Source organism: Pedobacter arcticus A12 (genome assembly GCF_000302595.1).
Taxonomy (GTDB): Bacteria; Bacteroidota; Bacteroidia; order Sphingobacteriales; family Sphingobacteriaceae; genus Pseudopedobacter; species Pseudopedobacter arcticus.
Window position 1 is genome coordinate 674,531 of sequence record NZ_JH947127.1, and the last position, 20,619, is coordinate 695,149.

At 36.5% G+C, this 20,619-nt stretch carries 17 protein-coding genes; 10 read left to right on the forward strand and 7 right to left on the reverse strand.

Annotated elements, in window-relative coordinates:
* Window positions 1–4: 4 nt before the first annotated feature.
* A complete protein-coding gene (locus B176_RS0114625) occupies window positions 5–1,549 on the reverse strand; it encodes a glycoside hydrolase family 130 protein (RefSeq protein ID WP_017259576.1) in 1,545 nt (514 codons plus the stop codon).
* 462 nt (window positions 1,550–2,011) lie between these two features.
* On the opposite strand from B176_RS0114625, the gene lpxK reads away from it, so the two are divergent.
* From lpxK to B176_RS0114640, 3 genes are read left to right on the forward strand one after another with little or no spacing between them, the layout of a single operon-like run.
* Window positions 2,012–3,067: a tetraacyldisaccharide 4'-kinase gene (lpxK, locus tag B176_RS0114630; protein ID WP_026063363.1), complete on the forward strand. Its 1,056-nt coding sequence runs from the start codon at window positions 2,012–2,014 to the stop codon at window positions 3,065–3,067.
* Window positions 3,051–3,866: a purine-nucleoside phosphorylase gene (locus B176_RS0114635; RefSeq protein ID WP_017259578.1), complete on the forward strand. Its 816-nt coding sequence runs from the start codon at window positions 3,051–3,053 to the stop codon at window positions 3,864–3,866. The genes lpxK and B176_RS0114635 overlap by 17 nt, the downstream gene beginning before the upstream one ends.
* A 2-nt stretch (window positions 3,867–3,868) precedes the next feature.
* Entirely contained in the window at window positions 3,869–5,908 is a 2,040-nt protein-coding gene (locus tag B176_RS0114640) for a putative porin (RefSeq protein WP_237739837.1), read from the forward strand.
* A gap of 75 nt (window positions 5,909–5,983) precedes the next feature.
* On the opposite strand, the gene B176_RS0114645 is transcribed toward B176_RS0114640, so the two are convergent.
* Window positions 5,984–7,075: a formylglycine-generating enzyme family protein gene (locus tag B176_RS0114645; protein WP_017259580.1), complete on the reverse strand. Its 1,092-nt coding sequence runs from the start codon at window positions 7,073–7,075 to the stop codon at window positions 5,984–5,986.
* Between the two features lie 240 nt (window positions 7,076–7,315).
* Between B176_RS0114645 and B176_RS0114650 the strand changes: the two genes are divergently transcribed.
* Window positions 7,316–8,419, forward strand: a complete 1,104-nt coding sequence (locus B176_RS0114650; RefSeq protein WP_017259581.1) for an ATP-binding protein — start codon at window positions 7,316–7,318, stop codon at window positions 8,417–8,419.
* Between the two features lie 855 nt (window positions 8,420–9,274).
* Here B176_RS0114650 and B176_RS0114655 read toward each other — a convergent pair.
* Window positions 9,275–9,475: a YwbE family protein gene (locus B176_RS0114655; protein ID WP_017259582.1), complete on the reverse strand. Its 201-nt coding sequence runs from the start codon at window positions 9,473–9,475 to the stop codon at window positions 9,275–9,277.
* A 2-nt stretch (window positions 9,476–9,477) separates the two neighbouring features.
* Window positions 9,478–11,274 (reverse strand): APC family permease, encoded by a 1,797-nt coding sequence (locus B176_RS0114660; protein WP_017259583.1) that lies wholly within the window; start codon window positions 11,272–11,274, stop codon window positions 9,478–9,480.
* A gap of 373 nt (window positions 11,275–11,647) precedes the next feature.
* Here B176_RS0114660 and B176_RS0114665 point away from each other — a divergent pair, with 373 nt between their 5' ends.
* Both B176_RS0114665 and B176_RS0114670 read left to right on the forward strand, forming a co-directional pair.
* The gene (locus B176_RS0114665; RefSeq protein ID WP_017259584.1) at window positions 11,648–13,867 is read left to right on the forward strand and encodes an NADP-dependent isocitrate dehydrogenase; all 2,220 of its coding nucleotides are present in this window, start codon (window positions 11,648–11,650) and stop codon (window positions 13,865–13,867) included.
* Between the two features lie 334 nt (window positions 13,868–14,201).
* A complete protein-coding gene (locus B176_RS0114670) occupies window positions 14,202–14,600 on the forward strand; it encodes a hypothetical protein (protein ID WP_017259585.1) in 399 nt (132 codons plus the stop codon).
* Window positions 14,601–14,678: 78 nt separating this feature from the next.
* Here B176_RS0114670 and B176_RS0114675 read toward each other — a convergent pair whose 3' ends face one another.
* From B176_RS0114675 to folP, 3 genes are read right to left on the reverse strand one after another with little or no spacing between them, the layout of a single operon-like run.
* On the reverse strand, window positions 14,679–15,539 hold the full coding sequence (locus B176_RS0114675; RefSeq protein WP_017259586.1) for an oxidoreductase: 861 nt from the start codon (window positions 15,537–15,539) through the stop codon (window positions 14,679–14,681).
* A gap of 23 nt (window positions 15,540–15,562) precedes the next feature.
* Window positions 15,563–16,354: a diadenylate cyclase CdaA gene (cdaA, locus tag B176_RS0114680; protein ID WP_017259587.1), complete on the reverse strand. Its 792-nt coding sequence runs from the start codon at window positions 16,352–16,354 to the stop codon at window positions 15,563–15,565.
* A gap of 3 nt (window positions 16,355–16,357) precedes the next feature.
* Complete coding sequence (gene folP / locus B176_RS0114685) at window positions 16,358–17,230, reverse strand: dihydropteroate synthase (RefSeq protein WP_017259588.1); 873 nt, start codon at window positions 17,228–17,230, stop codon at window positions 16,358–16,360.
* 55 nt (window positions 17,231–17,285) lie between these two features.
* Between folP and B176_RS0114690 the strand changes: the two genes are divergently transcribed.
* Genes B176_RS0114690 through B176_RS0114705 form a run of 4 tightly spaced genes read left to right on the forward strand, consistent with a single transcriptional unit; the run spans window position 17,286 to window position 20,599 of the window.
* Window positions 17,286–17,828, forward strand: coding sequence for a DUF1599 domain-containing protein (locus B176_RS0114690; RefSeq protein ID WP_017259589.1), 543 nt, complete (start codon window positions 17,286–17,288; stop codon window positions 17,826–17,828).
* Window positions 17,829–17,831: 3 nt separating this feature from the next.
* On the forward strand, window positions 17,832–19,007 hold the full coding sequence (locus B176_RS0114695) for a BT_3928 family protein (RefSeq protein WP_017259590.1): 1,176 nt from the start codon (window positions 17,832–17,834) through the stop codon (window positions 19,005–19,007).
* Window positions 19,000–20,055, forward strand: a complete 1,056-nt coding sequence (locus B176_RS0114700; protein ID WP_017259591.1) for an ABC transporter permease — start codon at window positions 19,000–19,002, stop codon at window positions 20,053–20,055. The genes B176_RS0114695 and B176_RS0114700 overlap by 8 nt, the downstream gene beginning before the upstream one ends.
* A 7-nt stretch (window positions 20,056–20,062) precedes the next feature.
* On the forward strand, window positions 20,063–20,599 hold the full coding sequence (locus B176_RS0114705; protein ID WP_017259592.1) for a shikimate kinase: 537 nt from the start codon (window positions 20,063–20,065) through the stop codon (window positions 20,597–20,599).
* The last annotated feature ends 20 nt before the right edge of the window (window positions 20,600–20,619 follow it).

Genomic DNA, 20,619 nt, shown 5'->3' on the forward strand with positions numbered 1-20,619 from the left:
CTCGCTAACGGCCTCCCTTAGCTAGTCCTATCGGTTTCATACGGCTTACATCCTTTTTCTGTTCCGCGTTACTTTCGGCTACCGTATGAGAATCTGTACCCAATAATCTCTCCATCAAATCATTCAAATTAACCGTCATAAATGAAGACGAATAATCTGACAATCCGTAAGGGATAATTAGCTCGCCATTATTAATAATTGAACCGCAGGAATAAACCACATTTGGCACATAGCCTTCACGCTCGTCGGTGTTTGCTATTAAAAGCGGCTCTTTCAAACGTCCAATTTCACGTCCGGGGTCGTTTAAATCTAGCAAACTTATCCCTAAACAATACCTACGCATTGCACCTACACCGTGTGTTACCACTAACCAACCGTGTTCTGTTTCTATAGGGGAACCACAGTTTCCAATCTGCACAAATTCCCAAGGGTATTTTGGCGATTGAAGCTGGATAGGATCTGTCCAGATATTTATTTTATCTGAATACATAATGTAATTATTCCAGCCATCAATCCTCGACATCATCACGTATTTCCCATTAATTTTTCGCGGGAACAAGGCTAAGTTTTTATTTTTTGCGCCAGAACCATATACCGGTCGTACTTTAAAATCATAAAAATCAGTAGTTTCCAAAAGCTTAGGCATAATGGTTTTTCCATCATAAGCGGTGTAGGTGGCGTAGTACTTAATTCCGCCCTCATCATCTGTAAACCTTACAAACCGGGCGTCTTCAATTCCTTTTCTTTCGTATTCTGTAATTGGGTAAATAATACGGTCAGATATATCTGTATCTAAAGAAAATATAATCTCGTGATAAGAATCAGCCAACCATAAAAGCTTTTGCAATTCAGTTCCGGCTTTATCTGTTCGGTCGCCCAATAAGTTTTCAACTACATTTTTTAGCTCGCGGTAATCAAATTTTTCTGGCAGATTTTCTTGTGCAAGCTTGATTGTTTTTTTTGATATTCGGGCATCTTCTGCTTTTTCTAAAAACAATTCTCTCTTATACACATTGTTTTTTACAATTTCTGCTTCATCTACATATCTGCCGGCAGGCATTACTTCTATGTCATTATTTTTCTTCAATAAAGCCCGTCTAAAAACAATAGACGAAATATGTCCTTCGCCCACGGCTCTAAAACTTATAATTAACCTTCGCTCACCTTCCACCAAATCAGACTGATCTGGATCTTCAATAATAGAGGGATTAAAAAATGCCGCCGATTCGATTGAATATTCATGTGTAAAATAAGCGCCGATTAAAAGCTTTCTAAAACGGGAGGTTTCTTTAATGCTCTGGGCTTCTGCCGGAATTTCCCTCATCAATTTATCAGCATTTTTTTCTAATATCCGGGTAATGTTACGGTGCCTCTTTGAAAACTCCTGTAAAATTGGGGCAATCAGGTTATACACAGCTTGTTCATCAAACTGATTAAGATGTGCTAATATTTCTTTCGCCCGTTCTTCACCATTATAAAAAAACCGAGCGATCACCCGCTTTGAATCAGGCATTACAGTAACATCTTTTCTTGTGATGGGTAATCTCATATTTTATATATTTTATTGGGCTTTTCGCAATTTAAGTTCTTTTAAAAAGAGATGCAACAAATTTAATTAATCAATACGTTAGTAACTCAGCTATATTGTTTAACCTTTAAATTAAGTATACTCTAAAATTAGCATGAACTTTATTTCCCAACTTGCTATCCTAAAAAACAGGAAGGTAAGAAATGAACCAATACGGAATCACTATTATTCTTATGCCTTTGTTATCAGAAGAAATAGAGAAAGAGCTAATTAAAAAATTCTTTAAATTCTTACTGCTAACGGAGACGGAATTGTAATGAAGAGAGCTAGATGGAGATTTCACCCTATTTCCTAACTAATGAAATTTAGCAGAGCGTTCTTCGAATTAACGAATGGAATAAAGTCTCCAGACTGTTTAAAGCCAAGCAGAATCGAGGTTTCAATTCCTTTTTTTTGATTAAATTTGAGGCTTTAGCAAAATCTATGTTTCAACAATTCCGTAAGCTTTTACTTCCTTTCTCTTTGCTTTACGGTATTGTTATTTTTCTCAGAAACAAACTTTACGATTGGGGTTTATTTAAAAGCCGATCCTTTGAAATCCCCATCATTTCTGTAGGTAATTTAGAGGTTGGTGGCTCGGGCAAAACCCCAATGGTTGAATATCTCATCCAACTATTGAAAAACAACTTCAAACTTTCCACGTTAAGCCGTGGCTATGGTCGCCAAACGAAAGGTTTTAGATGGGTAAAACCTAATCAAGACGCTACACTAACTGGCGACGAACCTTTACAAATCAGCAGAAAATTTCCTGAGATAAGCGTAGCAGTCTGCGAAAATCGAGTCTTCGGAATTCAGCAAATAGAAAAAGATCATCAACTGATTTTAATGGACGATGCTTATCAGCACCGAGCCGTAAAACCTGGGTTAAGCATTTTGCTTTTCGATTATCATCAAATAAAAAAACCTCGGCTTTTATTACCAGCAGGCAATTACAGGGAAGCATTTAGTGGCAGAAAACGAGCTGACATTTTAATTGTAACAAAATGTCCACAAACTTTAGCCGCATCAGCACAAGAAGAACTGGAGCAAGTAATATCTCCACACCAACATCAAAGCTTATTTTTTAGCAGTATTAAATATGCAGAGGAATTACAAAGCATACTTAATCACACATTAATCCCTACAAAATCTATTCATAAAGACTGTACAGTTTTACTATTAACAGGTATTGCAAAACCAGAACCTTTGTTGAACGAAGTAAAAAAACTGACTAAAAATATCGTTCATCACTCCTACCCAGACCACCATCAGTTTAGCGAAAAAAATATGCTTAAACTTGTAGCTGATTTTAAAAATATAAAATCAGACAACAAAGTGATTATTACAACAGAAAAAGATGCAGTACGTTTAAAAACAGATAAATTTGCACCAATCTTAAATAGCTTGGCAATTTATCAGTGGCAAATAGAAGTTGATTTTTTAAACGATACGAAAAACGAATTTAATACCTTAATAAAAGAATATGCTCAATCAAATTAGAGAATCGGTAGAATACATTAAACAAAAAGTTGGCGATTTTAACCCAGAACTCGGAATAATATTAGGTACCGGTTTAGGTGGTTTGGTTTCTGAGATTGAAGTTGAATACCAGTTAATGTATTCCAACATTCCTAATTTCCCAATTTCAACCTTAGAGTTCCACTCGGGCAAACTCATTTTCGGCACTTTATCTGGTAAAAAAGTAGTGGCTATGCAAGGTCGACTTCATTTTTATGAAGGCTATAACATGAAACAGATTACTTTCCCGGTGAGGGTGATGAAAATGTTAGGTATTCAAAATCTGTTTGTTTCTAATGCAAGTGGCGCATTAAATCCCGAATTTAGAAAAGGCGATTTAATGATTATTGAAGACCATATCAACCTACAACCAGACAACCCACTTATCGGTAGAAACTACGACGAATTAGGTCCGCGTTTCCCGGATATGAGCGCACCGTATGACATGGGTTTAATTGAAAAAGGATTAGCAATTGCCAAAGCACAAAATATTACTTGCCATAAAGGCGTTTACGTTTCGGTTACTGGGCCAAACCTAGAAACTAAGGCAGAGTATAAATATTTAAGAACTATTGGAGCAGATGCTGTTGGGATGAGCACCGTACCAGAAATAATTGTTGCCAACCATATGGGTTTACCTACTTTTGCAATCTCTGTTTTAACAGATGAAGGTTTCCCAGAAACATTAAAAGCAGTTTCTGTGGAAGAAATAATTAAAATAGCCACAGAAGCAGAACCAAAGCTGACCAAAATTTTAAAAGAGCTAATTTTACATTTATAGCATTGAAGAAGTATTTTTTATTCGTGATTTTTAGCTTTTTTGCCTTTCAAGCTCTTGCGCAACTGCAACGCCGTATGCCACAAGAAGGAGAATTTGAACGCCAGCAAAGAGAAGGTAGTAATACGGGCGAGGACAAAGAAAAACGCGAAGAAAACATTGATTCGTTACGAGCTAAGCTAGATGCAAAAAGAGACTCTATCGTTTATAATTCCAAATATATTAAGTATACCAAAGCGAGATTTTTAAAAGATAGCTCGCGACTTTTTATTTTAGATACCACTACCAAAGATTTTCACCGGTACCGAATTTTGGATTTGCCAGAACACCCAACCATGAACTTGGGTTTAAACGGACTATCATACAGAGATTTACTTTTTGAACCTTCAAAAACCATTGGGTTTGACGTCGGTTATCATTATTATGACAGGTACCTATTAAATCCCGAAGATGTAAAATATTATCAGGCCCGTACACAGTACACAGAATTATATTACGAAAACCCCGCTTTTGGCAGGCTTACAGAACAGCAGTTTCATGCAATCCATACCCAAAACGTAAAACCAAATTGGAACATTGGTGCTAGTTTTGCCAAACAAGGCTCTCGTAATTATTATGGTTCGCCCGCCCGTAAAGCCGACGCATTAGCTGTAAACCATCTAAATGCATCGCTGTGGACTTGGTATCAATCAAAAAACAAGCGTTATACCTTGTTAGCCAACGGAACTTTCAACAATTTAAAAGGTTACGAAAACGGAGCTATACTTAACGATTCGATTTTCACCACCACTACGAATGTAGAACGCGAATATGAAGCGGCTAGACTAAACACGGCTAAACATAACAACCGTAATAACACGTTATTTTTACAACAGTTTTATAACATTGGTAAACAAAAATCTGTTGATTCAAATGCGGTAGTTTTACCCACCCAACGAGTGGGCTATAAATTAGCGTACAACACACAGAAATACTTTTTTCAAAATGAAGTTGCTGATGAATCTGGATTGCTGAAAAACTACTACATCTATCCCGATTCTAGCCAAACATCAGACAGTACGTTTTTAAAACACCTTACAAACGAGTTTAGTTATAGCTTTTATTTACGTGGCAACAGCCTGTCTTTTTTACGGAATGAGCTAAAAGTAAATGTAGGTATTGCGCAAGATTATTACAATTATCAGCAGTACAGTTTTAACGCTAAGTTTCAGAATATCACCTTAAAAGGAGATGCCAATTATAGCTTTAGCAACAAAGCCAATCTTACACTCAACATCCAACAGATTATCCAAGGCCGTAATTTTGGCGATTTTCTTTACCAAGCAAGCTCTGAAATTAAGTTGGGAAACAAGATTGGGAGTGTTCTTTTAGAAGCCTACTCGCAAAACCAAAGTCCTTCAATTATTTACCAAAGGCAGGTAACAAATCACTACCGGTGGAATTTAAATTTCGAAAAAACAAAAACGCAAAATTTAGCCTTCAGTTACCTTATTCCAAAGTATAACTTTAGAGCTAAAGCAGAATATTTTCTCATCAGCAATCACTTGTATTTTGCAGAGGGAACAGATGGTGATGCCTATCCTAAACAGATTGGCAGTAATATAAACCTGTTAAAACTAAGTTTAAGGAAGGACTTTAAATTTGGGAAATTTACATTTGAGAACTTCTTGGTTTATCAAAAAACAGACTTTGGATCGGTGCTGATGACGCCAGAAATCTATACATTCCATAGTTTTTTTATGCATCATGATTTTTTTAAGGTACTTAAAACAGAATTTGGTTTTGATGTAAGATATTTTAGCAAATACACCGCACCATCTTATGCTCCCGCTATAGGGCAGTTTTACCAAAAAGGCAATATCCAATTTGATACCGAACCGGTTATGGATGTTTGGATACGTACAAACTGGAAAAGAGCGAATCTATTTTTAAGATACGACTACGTTAATCAAGGTTTATTTAGCAAAGGTTACTATACAGTTAATCATTACCCAATGCCTTATTCTTTGGCTAAATTTGGTGTAAGCTGGAACTTTTACGATTAAGAACCAAATAGCTTAAAAATAAAAAGACCTATCATTTAAAATCTGATAAGTCTTTTTTTGAAACTAAGATCTTGTTTATTTAACACACCTAAATCCCATATTACTTAAACCCGAGTCGTTAGAACTTTTCATTCTTCTGGCGGCTCTATAACCCGAGCAATAACTATCATTACACATATATGAACCGCCCCGAGCTACTTTTTTTGGAGTATAAGGTTCATCTGGGTCGTAACTATCTGCAGGACCTTGCGGGTTTTTCACACCTTCTGGCTTATTAACTGTTTCGTAATAATCATTCCGGTACCAATCTGCACACCATTCCCAAACATTACCAGCCATATCATACAATTTATAACCGTTAGGCGCAAACTGCTTTACTGGCGCCAAATCCTTAAAACCATCTCGTCCAGAGTTAGCATTTGGGAACGGACCATCCCACGAGTTAGCTTTAGGCTTTCCTAACGCCACATTCTCATCTCCCCAAGGGTAAATTTTATCTTTCATTCCTCCCCTAGCCGCATATTCCCACTCGGCTTCTGTTGGTAAACGTTTTCCAGACCATTTACAATAAGCCATTGCGTCATCCCAGCTTACATGCACCACTGGATAATTCTCTTTTCCTTTAATGTTACTTTTTGGTCCCTCCGGATGTTTCCAATCCGCTCCTGGCACCCAGCTCCACCATTGCGAATAATTATTCAAATCTACGGGGTGGTTTGGTGGTGTAAATACCAAAGACGCTGCTACGAGCTGGCTTTCATCTGGCTTAGGTGTTCCGGGAGGCAATTGTGCTTTCAGTTGTTCCCAATCTGGCTTTTGTTCTGCGGTGGTTAAATAGCCGGTAGCATCAATAAATTTCTGAAATTGGGCATTTGTAACCTCATGCTCATCCATATAAAAACCATCCACAGTTACCTTATGTTTTGGATACTCATCCTTATCAGCTTGGTCATTGTCACCTCCCATCATAAATGCACCTCCCGGAATAGCAACCATTCCTGTTGTAGAGGTATCTCCATTAAACTTGATATCATCATGATTATTTACCGTAATAGCAGTTTTAGAAGAATCTGAGGCGTCTCCTTGTGCTTTTTTATTCTGATTACAGGATGCGACAACTAGTAGACTACCTGCAAACAAGAAACTTTTAAAAATAGAATTTACCATTCAGTGTTTATTTATTAAAGTTTAAAATTAACGATGTTTCTGCGGATTTGGTGCATAATTGTGTATTTCAATAAGTATTAAAAAAATAAACCTACAATACGCTTAGGTTAAAATCCAAAATTATTATGTTTATTTCGGATTAAAATCCTAAATTATTATGTTTATTTCGGATTATAATCCAAAATTATTATATATTTGAATGTGATAGAAAGAATTCAGATAGATTTCGCACTTAAAAGAATGTTTAAAAACAAAGCATTTTTAGTGTTTGGACCTCGGCAAACTGGAAAAACTACGTTTGTAGAAACCTTATTGCAAAAAATCAATAAAGCCACCTTAAGTTTAAACGGCGATGATGCAGATGTTAGGGAAATGCTTGCTAAACCTAACGCAACCCAAATTGCCCAATTATTAAGCGGTTACGAGATCTTATTTATTGATGAAGCACAGAGAATTAATGAAATAGGCTTATTGCTAAAAATAATCGTCGATCGGTTTAAAAATGTACAAGTAATTGCAACTGGTTCTTCTGCATTTGAACTTTCGGGAAAAGTGAACGAACCTTTAACAGGCAGGAAATACGAAATGATGCTGTTGCCCTTTTCTTATGCAGAATTAATAAGCAATAGCGACTTTTTAACCGAAGAAAGATCAATTGAACAACGCTTAATTTACGGAGCTTACCCCGAGATAATAAATGACCCACAAAATGCAGAGGAACATTTAAAACTTTTGGCCGACAGCTATTTATACAAGGATTTATTTGCTTTAGAACAAATAAGCAAACCAGCTTTGTTTCAAAAAATTGTAAAAGCATTGGCACTACGAGTGGGTAGCGAAGTTAATTTTTCTGAACTGGCACAGTTGGTAAAGGCCGACCAAAAAACGATTGAGAAGTATATTAATTTGCTTGAAAAAGCATTTGTAATATTTAGTCTGCCAGCTTTTTCGGGAAATGTGCGTAATGAAATTAAAAAAAATAGAAAGATTTACTTCTATGACAATGGAATTATTAATTCTGTAACCAGGAACTTCAACAGCCTAAGCAACAGAAATGATGTTGGTGCGCTATGGGAGAACTACATAATCAGTGAGCGCATAAAGTATTTACAGCAAAACCAATTAGAAGCCGAAACCTTTTTCTGGCGTACCACCCAACAGCAAGAGATCGATTATATCGAGAAAACAGGGGAAAATTTGCTTGCCGTAGAGTTTAAATGGAATCGCAAAGCTAAAGCCAAAATCCCCATTACGTTTTTAAAAGCTTATGAAAACGTAAGTACACAATTAATATCAAGAGACAACAGGTTCGAATTTTTAAGCGCCCCCAAAACTAAAAACTAACTAACTAACTAACTAACTAACTAACTAACTAACTAACTAACTAACTAACTAACTAACTAACTAACTAACTAACTAACTAACTAACTAACTAACTAACTAACTAACTAACTAACTAACTAACTAACTAACTAACTAACTAACTAACTAACTAACTAACTAACTAACTAACTAACTAACTAACTAACTAACTAACTAACTAACTAACTAACTAACTAACTAACTAACTAACTAACTAACTAACTAACTAACTAACTAACTAACTAACTAACTAACTAACTAACTAACTAACTAACTAACTAACTAACTAACTAACTAACTAACTAACTAACTAACTAACTAACTAACTAACTAACTAACTAACTAACTAACTAACTAACTAACTAACTAACTAACTAACTAACTAACTAACTAACTAACTAACTAACTAACTAACTAACTAACTAACTAACTAACTAACTAACTAACTAACTAACTAACTAACTAACTAACTAACTAACTAACTAACTAACTAACTAACTAACTAACTAACTAACTAACTAACTAACTAACTAACTAACTAACTAACTAACTAACTAACTAACTAACTAACTAACTAACTAACTAACTAACTAACTAACTAACTAACTAACTAACTAACTAACTAACTAACTAACTAACTAACTAACTAACTAACTAACTAACTAACTAACTAACTAACTAACTAACTAACTAACTAACTAACTAACTAACTAACTAACTAACTAACTAACTAACTAACTAACTAACTAACTAACTAACTAACTAACTAACTAACTAACTAACTAACTAACTAACTAACTAACTAACTAACTAACTAACTAACTAACTAACTAACTATTAATCTTCGTCCAAAATATCTTGTACCCGCCCCACTTGTCCATCATCCAACATCACTTTTATTCCTCTATGGTGTTTTGGCGCACTGGTTAGCAAACGTTTCACAATACCTTCTGTTAAAGTTCCGCTTCGTTGGTCTTTTTTCAATACAATATTAACCAACATGCCAGGTTTAATATTTGCTCTTACTGTTCCGTCCATTATCAAATAATTAATCTTACGCCACCCAATTCTTCAATTCTATAAGGGAATCTATCGCCCGGAGACCCAACAAACATAAAGTTAGGTGGGATATTCCATTTTACCGAAAGTTCATGAATCAGCTCGGGACCAAATTTGGCTTTCATTTGAATAAATTCTATATCAATCTCTGGATACATCCTATCCAACACATTGATGTCCTGTTCAAGATTTTCTACTACCGCTTCGCCTTCTCTTAATACGGTTACAATTCTAATTTTTTTGGTATGTTCATTATTTCTGATATAAGTCATCACCTTATTAAGATTGGCAACGTTATCACCTTTGGTAAAGAAAACGAATTCCTGACCATTAATTCTGTTGATGCTTTTCTGTAACGCTTTACTCATATAAATTACGCCACGGCGTAGCGGAATCTCCAAATTACTATCCTCAATAGCTTTGCGCAGTGGATTAAACAGATACTGAATAAAGTTGATCAAAAAAGTCAGTAGCGTTGTACGATTTAACATCACTACCAAAAATAACATGGTTGGAATTAAGTATTTCAAGAACACTACAATATTTCTGGGTTGTTCCGGATCTTCAGGGACAAACAGAACGTTTCCCAGAATAGCGCATGAAACCGCTCCAAAAGCAAAAATCAACGCAGGCCAAGTAGCTTTTTCTGGTCGTGGCAAACGCTTACGTTTCACTTTTAACAACATATTACCTATTACAAACAAGCACATTACAGAAAGAAACGAAAGTGCATAAACACCTGCCAACAACTCTACTTTGCCTTTTGTAATCAGCAGAACAGATAAACAAAGCAAAAAGAACAGAATGATGATACGATAGGAACTGCCTCGTTTATTTTTTTTCAAGAAAAAGTTGGGCATAATCCGATCTAAAGTAATACGCTCTAGCAAGCCAGAAACGCCAACAAACGATGTCAAAACAGCTCCACTTAACACCAATACCGCATCAACCGAGATAATAACTGCCAGCCACTCTCCGCTACTCACCAACCCAATCTGAGATAATAATGCGTTGCTATGAAGTTTAATTTCTGGGATAGGCATTACGCAAATGGCTAAAAATGCAATTAACGGATTTAGCACACTCACCACAATCCACATGTTACGTAGGGTTTTAGGAAAAACACCCTGTTTTTGTTCTTCAACAAAGTTTGCAGAACTTTCAAAACCAGATATTCCAAGCATTGAAGCAGCAAACCCGAAGAAAATTGCCATCCCAATACTACCAAACGTTAGCGGACGTTGCCAATTCGCATAAAGATTATCAAATCCGTTTATAAAAATATACACACTAATGGCTCCTATAAGAACAACCATCGTAGTTAGGTGGAATAAGAAAATACCTATTGCAACTCTTGCAGATTCGGTAATCCCAGATATGGTGAGGAAGGCAAATATCAAAAGCACTACTACCGTTGCCAATATTACGGGCAGTGATGGGATTAAATGAGCCAGATAATGCATGGCTTCATTAGCAGAAATTACCGCCGTAGCCATGTAAGAAAGTAAGGTTAAACAAGCAGCCATAGATGCTAAAGACTTACTTGTAGTGTTCAAGAGTGCATTGTAAGCACCACCGTTTAAGGGTAAAGCGCCAACTACTTCTCCATAAATTTTTCGGAAAGTGAATAATACTAATGCTACAATTAACAGGGTAACCCAAGCATACTGACCAGCAAAACTAATAGCCAAAGCACATACGTAAAGAACTGAGGAGCTGATATCATTACCCGAAATGGATGTTGATGCAAGTTCTCCTAGTTTTTTTTCTTCTTTCATAAAGTAATTTGAGTATTGATTCGGGTCAAATTTAAGATTATACCTCAGTTTATTTAGTAAAGGCGTTATTACATGGCGTATAAAAATTTATTTGTTGCCAATTTTATGATATCCTCGCAAACTCATGTATCAACTCGAGGAATTCAATAATTCTAACAAAACACAAGTATTCAAATACTCGACCAAAAAAGAAATTAATCTCATTAAGATTCTTTAAATTCTGATATAAATCATTTAAACCGTCAAATACTCCAAATAACCAGTAAAAATGGTTATTATACTCATAAAATTAAATGCATTCTTTTATCTTTGTGCGATTTATAAAATCAGTTCATTTTGGACATTTCATTTCATAATTCTTAAATTAAAATACATGTCAAATTCATCAAAAATCATCTACACCAAAACAGACGAGGCGCCATTGTTGGCTACTTATTCACTTTTGCCTATTGTACAAGCTTTCACAGCTTCGGCAGGAATTGATGTAGAAACAAGAGACATCTCTTTAGCAGGAAGAATTTTAGCAAATTTCCCTGAATTTTTGAAAGATGATCAAAAAATTGGAGATGCATTGACAGAGTTAGGTCAGCTGGCAACCACGCCAGAGGCTAATATCATTAAGTTACCTAACGTTTCTGCTTCAATTCCCCAGTTAAAAACAGCAATTGCAGAGTTACAGTCTCAAGGTTTTGCATTGCCGAATTATCCGGAAGAGGCGAAAACAGAAGAAGAAAAAACAATCAAATCAAAATATTCAAAAGTATTAGGTTCGGCAGTAAACCCAGTTTTACGCGAAGGTAACTCGGACCGTAGAGCACCAAAAGCGGTAAAAAACTATGTAAAAGCCAATCCACATTCCATGGGTGCTTGGTCCGCAGATTCTAAAACAAAAGTTGCCAGTATGAGCGAAGGTGACTTTTACGGTTCTGAAAAATCGGTTACAGTAGAAAACGATTCTCAATTTAAGATTGATTTTGTAGCTACTAACGGAACAGTTACACCATTAAAAGGTTTGGCTAACTTAAAAGCCGGAGAAGTGATTGACAGTTCTGTATTGAGTATTTCTAAACTAAAAGCTTTTGTTGCGGATGCGATAAAAGAAGCTAAAGCGAGTGGCGTATTACTTTCGGCTCACTTGAAAGCTACCATGATGAAGGTTTCAGATCCTTTAATATTTGGTGCAATTGTAGAAGTTTACTTTGCGGATGTTTTTGAAAAATATGCAGAACTTTTCAAAACTTTAGGCGTTGACACGAGTAACGGTTTAGGCGATGTGTATGCGAAAATTGCTGGCAACGCACAAGAAGCAGAGGTTAAAGCGGCGATTGATACAGCAATTGCAAACGGCCCAGCTTTGGCGATGGTAAACTCTGATAAAGGCATTACCAACTTACACGTTCCTTCAGATGTGATTGTAGATGCTTCGATGCCTGCAATGATTCGTACATCGGGCCAAATGTGGAATAAAAATGGCAAACCACAAGATACTTTAGCTTTAATTCCTGACAGATGTTATGCAGGTATTTATACAGCAACAATTGATGATTGTAAAACACACGGCGCTTTTGACCCAACAACGATGGGTTCCGTACCTAACGTAGGTTTAATGGCTCAAAAAGCAGAAGAATATGGTTCTCACGATAAAACTTTCCAAGCAACAGGCAATGGAACTATCCGCGTAAGCGATGCTTCTGGAAAGGTCTTTTTTGACCAGCCGGTAGAAAAAGGAGATATTTTCCGTATGTGCCAGGCTAAGGATGCACCTATCCAAGATTGGATTAAACTAGCGGTTAACAGAGCTCGTTTGTCTAATACTCCGGCAGTTTTCTGGTTAGACGAAAACAGAGCTCACGATAGGGAAATTATTAAAAAAGTAAACAAATATTTACCAGATTACGACACTAAAGGATTGGATATTCGTATTCTTTCTCCGATTGAGGCTACTAAATTCAGTTTAGAACGTATCCGTAAAGGTGAAGACACCATCTCGGTAACGGGTAACGTATTACGTGATTACCTAACAGATTTATTCCCGATTTTAGAATTAGGAACATCGGCAAAAATGTTGTCTATTGTTCCTTTAATGAATGGTGGTGGTCTGTTTGAAACGGGCGCAGGTGGATCTGCCCCAAAACACGTAGAGCAGTTTGTTACTGAAGGTTATTTACGTTGGGATTCATTAGGTGAATTTTTGGCTTTACAAGCATCTTTAGAGCATTTAGCACAAACTCAAAATAATAGCAAAGCACAAGTTTTAGCCGATGCTTTGGATGAAGCTAATGCGAAATTTTTAGCCGAAGATAAGTCTCCGGGTAGAAAACTAGGTACAATCGATAACCGTGGTTCTCATTTCTACTTAGCTTTATATTGGGCAGAAGCTTTGGCCTCACAAACAAAAGATGCAGATTTAAAAGCGAGATTTACGCCCTTGGCAAAAGCTTTAAACGAAAACGAAACAAAAATTACTAGCGAACTAATTGGTTCTCAAGGCAAACCTCAAGATATTGGCGGTTATTACAACCCAAGTGACGAGCTAGCTTCAAAAGCGATGCGTCCGAGCGATACTTTTAACCAAGCTTTAGCTGGTTTGTAGTTTTTATAAATTTATTTGAAACGGTTTGAGCGAGAGCTTAAACCGTTTTTTTATTTGTAGGATTTTGCTTTGATACTAGTTGCTTAAATCTCGATTGCTTTTTTTAATTGCGTTGTAACAGAGTCGTTTGTCCTGCTGAGCGGAGTCGTTTGTCCTGCTGAGCGGAGTCGAAGCATTATACCCAACGCTCCCCTTCGACGCCGCTCAGGGTGACATCCCCTTTTTTATTCCGCTCAGGATGACACCTCGTCTTAGAAAAAACACCGGAAATCCCACAAAACTATCAATTGGCATATTTATGGTATCGTTTTGATTATACCAATAAAAAAGTATCATGGAAAATAAAAAAGAAACTACAGGTAACGAGCATTTCGAAAGAAACGGAGAATCAAACCTTGCAGACAACGAAGCGAGAAATTTGAAGTATAACGAAGAGGAAAACAGCTACGAACTTGATGTTGAAGGAGACAACCCAGACTACCAGCATCCAGATCCTTACGATACAGCTGCCGACAACGGCGATGACATGGACTCGGATTATGATGAAGCAAATCCATACGTTGGCGACGAATATGAAAAAGATCACTCGTTAAAAGACGACCTAGATAAGCTAGGTATGCATCCTACAGAACCTGATCAATTAAAGATGAGTATAGGAGATGAGATTAATAGCCACGTACCCGAAGATGACCGCGATGATCTGGACGCAGAAGGTTATCCTAAAAAGGATTAGTATGCATTATATTTTAAAAAAGAAAGGAATTGAAAGTTAAATATTCAATCCCTTTCTTGTAGCTGAACCCTTGGAAACTTAGAACTGATATTTTACCCCAGTTAACTCTTCTGATAATTCCCAAAGACGCTTTGCATTTTGGTTGTTTTTTGATGGTAGATTAGAATCTACTATTTTAGGATTACCTCTCCACTCGTTAAAACCATCTGGCCCGATGTATTCTCCACCATCTAAACCTTTTGAAAGTGCAGCATATAAAATTGGCTTAGCACCATCTTTAGCCGGCTGACCTATTATTGGGCTTAACCATTTTAGAAATGTAGATTTAAAAAGGTTAGTACTAGAAATACCGGGGTGTGCCACTACAGAAATCGTTGAATATCCCGAAACTTTCAGCCTTCGCTCCAGCTCGTATGCAAACATTAAACAGGCTAATTTACTTTGGCCATAAGCTTCTCTTTTATCGTAACCGTCGACAAAATTAATATCGCTGAACCTAATGTCCGACCATCTATGCGCTAGACTGCTTAAACTTACAACCCTTGAGTTCTCCGTGATTTTTAACAAGTGCAATAAATATCCAGTTAATGCAAAATGACCAAGGTAGTTGGTGGCTAATTGATTTTCGAAACCGTCTTCAGTTATTTTTTTAGGGGTCATCATAATGCCGGCATTGTTAATCAACAAATCCAAGCGATGATAATCTTGTTTTACTAGATCGGCGAAAAGCCTTACGGATTTTTGGCTACTTAAATCGAGTTCCAACACGTCGATAACCGCTTTTTGGCAACTAGCAAGAATCTCTTTTTTTGCTTTAAGACCCTTATCTATATCCCGACATGCCATGATAACTCTATAACCGGCCTCTGCTAAATGCTTACTCTCTTCGAAACCTAAACCAGCGTTTGCGCCAGTGATAAGTGCGATTTTTTGTCCCATGACAAATGATTTTTAAATAAAAACTAATTAAAGTCTTTATTCAATAATCGCTCCAAGTCAGTAAAGCTAATGTTCATTTTTACACGCCCCTGTTGCGCATAAGATATTTCTCCCGTTTCTTCGGAAACGATTAAAGCGGTAGCATCACTAGATTCAGTAACGCCGATTCCAGCCCGATGACGTAAACCGAACTGTGGTGGCAGTTGATCGTTTTCTGTCAATGGTAAAATACAACTGGCAGATTTGATCATGTTCTCTGAGATTACCACGGCGCCATCGTGTAATGGACTATGTTTTTGAAAAATACTCTCTAACAACCGCTTGGATATTTTACCGTCGATCATTTCTCCGCTATTGGCAAAAGCATCCTGATCGAAATATTTGGCAAAAACAATCAAAGCTCCCGTACGCGATTTCTTCATGGTTTTGCAAGCATCAATAATCGGTTTTATTTTAGCCAAGTTATTACGCTCCAACTCTTCTTTTCTAAAGATATACTTTAACCAAGTCCGGTTTCTTAACGAGATATTTTTACCGATTGTTAACAAAAACCTTCGGATTTCTTGCTGAAACACAACAATTAAAGCAATAAAACCAACGCTCACAAAACTGCCTAAAATGCCCGAAAGGAGTTTCATTTTTAGGGCATCCGTTAAAAAATAGAGGATATAGATTAAAATAAATCCCAAAAAGATATTTACCGCAATGGTTCCTCTAATTAAATTATAGATATAATAAATGATGATGGCGACCAAAATCATATCTATCACATCTAAAACGGTTAGCTTTAAAAAGCTGAAATCTAAAAAATCCATTGCTTAAAATTCTTGTTCGTTTTCTTTTAATTTTTTAAAGATACGTATACATTCTTTAGCTTCTTTAACATCATGAACCCTTAAAATACTTGCTCCGTTTTGCAAAGCAATTGCATTTAAAACCGTAGTTCCGTTTAATGCTTCACCGGCAGTTATGCCTAATGTTTTCCAAATCATTGATTTGCGAGAAAGACCTGCTAAAATAGGAAGACCTAAAATTTTCAAGCGTTGCATTTGGTTCAATAGCTGGTAGTTTTGATCTATATTTTTAGCAAATCCAAAACCTGGATCAACAATAATATCTTTTACTCCAAAAGCTTTTAGTTGAGCAACACGTTCTGAAAGGTGAGACACAATTTCCTGCGCCAAATTTTCATACTGATTCAGTTGGTTCATGGTTTTTGGATTACCTTTTAGATGCATTAAAATATAAGGCACCTTTAATTTTCCGATGGTTTCAAACATTTTATCGTCCAACGTTCCACCAGAAATATCATTGATGATATGCGCACCGGAATCAATTGCCCTTTCGGCGATATTTGCCCTAAATGTATCAACAGATAAAATAGCTTGAGGAAATTCTTTACTGAGCTTACGGATAGCTGGCAACAATCGTTCTGATTCTTCATCTGCAGAAATTTCCTCCGCACCTGGGCGAGTTGAATAGGCTCCCAAATCTAAAAAATCTGCGCCATCCGCCAGCATTTTCTCTGCAGTAGCCAATACCTCACGGCCAGATTGCATTCTACTTCCTTCATAAAAAGAATCGGGAGTTAGATTTACAATCCCCATCACTTTTGGTTCTGCTAAATCAATTATTCGACCACCAACGTTAAGTATGAGCTTTGGCTTAAAAAATGTATCTTTATCCGTCATTGTTTTAGAACAAATAAGGCACAATTTCATCATTTAAACAAACATTTACAGCATTTTGGCAAATAATACTTCCGCAGAGTTTGACGCAATAATAAAAATTTGCAGAGACCTTTTCATCAAAAAAACGAGAGATTATGGCACTGCTTGGCGTATTTTACGTCCATCGTCCATTACCGACCAGATTTACATCAAAGCACAAAGGATTAGAACTTTAGAGGACAAAAAAGTAAGTAAAGTTGGCGAAGATATTGTTGGCGAATATATTGGCATTATCAATTATTGCGTAATTGCGATGATGCAGTTAGAACTAAGCGCCGATGCTCCACAAGAACTAGACCCAGAAGAAGTGGCTGTTAACTTTGACGCAAAAGTGAATGAAACCAAAGAGCTAATGTTTGCCAAAAACCATGATTACGGTGAAGTTTGGCGAGACATGCGGGTAAGTTCTTTAACTGATTTAATTTTGATGAAGATTTTACGCGTTAAACAGATTGAAGATAACGACGGCAAAACTTTAGCTTCTGAAGGCGTAAAAGCAAACTATCAGGACATGATCAATTATTCGGTTTTTGCTTTAATTAAACTTGGAATATCGTAAATAATGACATTAGATAAGAGCAGAAATACAGTTTTAACCATTGTAAAAGTATTTATTGGTGTACTTTTTATATTTAGTGGTTTAATCAAACTTAATGACCCACTAGGTTTCTCGTATAAGCTAGAGGAGTATTTCGAAGTATTTCACGTTACTTTTTTCAGCTCTTTTGCTGTATTTTTCTCTATTGTACTGTGTGCGTTGGAAGTAATATTGGGCCTGTTTTTATTAACAGGTTATTACGCTAAAAAAGTAATTTGGGGCCTATTGTTGCTCATTATATTTTTCACGTTCTTAACTTTTTACTCAGCCTTTTTTGATGTTGTTAAATCCTGTGGCTGCTTTGGCGATGCCATTCCGTTAACACCTTGGCAATCTTTTGCTAAAGATTTGGTTTTACTGGTAATGATTGTTCTATTGTTTATTAACCGAGAAAAGCTGGTTAATACGAACGAGAGCAGAAGCGCAAGGAAGGTTTTTACGATTTTATTTGTTGCCGGTCCCATTTTCTTTGGCTTATATACTTACAACTTTTTACCAATTATAGACTTTTTGCCCTATAAGGTTGGTGCAAACATTCCAGCATCGATGAAAATCCCGGAAGGTGCGGTACAGAACGAATACAAAATTATTTACACCTTAAAAAGCAAAAAATCTGGCGAAGTCAAAGAAATGACCGATAAGGAATATTTGGCTACTAAAATTTACGAAAACCCAGATTGGGAATTGGTTTCATCATCAGACCCGATTTTGGTGAAAGAAGGTTACAAAGCAAAAATAAGTGATTTAAACGTTTACGATTCGCAAGGCGTAAACTATACTGCAGAAATTTTTGAAAATCCTTATTATAATTTGGTTGCCGTTGCTTGGAATTTAGACAAAACTCACGAAAAATCGCTGGGTGATATCAATGCAATTGCCATAAATGCGGTACAGAATTTCAATGTAAGATCAGTCCTTTTAACCTCTGCATCTGCACAGGATGCGTCAAAACTCGCTAAAAATTTAACGCTACTTACAGAGATTTTTTATGCCGATGCCGTTCCGCTAAAAAGTATGGTAAGAGCTAACCCTGGATTGATGTTGCTAAAAGATGGTGTAATTATCGATAAGTGGCCCGCCTCTGCCCTACCTACTTACAACTATTTGGCAGAACATTATTTCAGTAAACTCAATGATTAAATTCATCCTCCAAAAACTAGCTTATGGCTTTGCTGTTTTGCTTGGTGTAGTGGTGGTGGTTTTTTTTCTGTTCAATATTTTACCCGCAGATCCTGCTCGGATGACGCAAGGTCAACGTTCTGATGTGCAATCTTTAGAAGCTGTACGTAAAGAATTTGGGCTGGATAAGCCTGTTCCAGTTCAGTTTGCCTATTATATCAACGATTTATCACCTTTAGCTGTGCACCCTGCAGATTCATCAGCGAAAGCAAAATATCACTATTTAAAGCTATTTAACATCGGCAACCAAAACGCCTTAATTTTAAAGATGCCCTATCTGCGGCGCTCGTACCAAACTAAAAGAGATGTAACCAGTATTTTGGCAGAAACCGTACCCAACACCATGATTCTCGCATTTACTGCAATGCTTTTTGCGACAATTATTGGGATAGCTTTAGGCGTTTTAGCGGCAGTTTACAAAGGTACTTGGATAGACCAAACTGCCATTGCAAGTTCCATCCTCGGGATTTCTGCGCCATCTTTTTTTGCAGGAATTATTATCGCATGGCTCTTTGGTTTTGTGTTAAGCGATTATACTGGCCTGAGTATGTCAGGCAGTTTATATGATTATGACCCGTTTAAAAGCGAAGTCTTGGTTTGGAAAAACCTGATTCTGCCAATGCTCACTTTAGGTTTACGTCCGCTGGCCATAATTATGCAATTAACGCGTAGTGCGATGTTAGATGTATTAAAGCAAGATTATATCCGTACCGCAAAAGCAAAAGGCCTCAGTAAAAAAGCAATTATTTTAAAACACGCCTTACCAAATGCATTAAACCCGGTAGTTACCGCAGTTTCGGGTTGGTTTGCATCATTATTGGCAGGCTCTTTTTTTGTGGAATACATTTTTGGCTACAACGGTTTAGGCAAAGCAACGGTAGACGCTTTAGAATTAGCAGATCTGCCTGTAATTATGGGTTCTATTTTATTTATTGCTTTTATATTTATCATTATTAATATTTTAGCAGACTTACTTTACGCCAGTTTAGATCCACGTGTAAAAATTTAAAACCAGTATGTCAACAGAAAATTTAAAGCAAAGCTTCCCAGCAAAAAAAATATTTTTAATTGGCTTTATGGGCTGTGGCAAAAGTAAACTAGGCAAGGCCATAGCAGCAAAACTGGATTTGCCTTTTTTAGATTTAGATGATTTAGTGGAAGCAAAAAACCAAATGAGTATCCCAGAAATTTTTGCTGCATTTGGCGAACAAGGGTTTAGGGAAAGAGAGAAACAAACTTTGCAAGAAGCGGCAATTGCAAATGATGCCATAATTGCAACGGGCGGTGGTGCTCCATGTTTTTTTGACAACATGGATTGGATGAATAAAAACGGAATTACTATTTTTATTGATCCACCTGTGGAAATCCTAGCAGAGCGTTTAATTAATGCAAGGGTCGAACGTCCCTTGATTAAAGGTAAATCTTTCGAGGAATTGATGGTTTTTATTGAAAATAAATTAGAAGAAAGAAAACCTTTTTATAACCAAGCACAAGTGATTTTAAAAGGCGTGGATTTAAGTGCTGATGATTTATTGGAAGCGCTGGAAGATTAATTGTGAAATACTAACAGTAA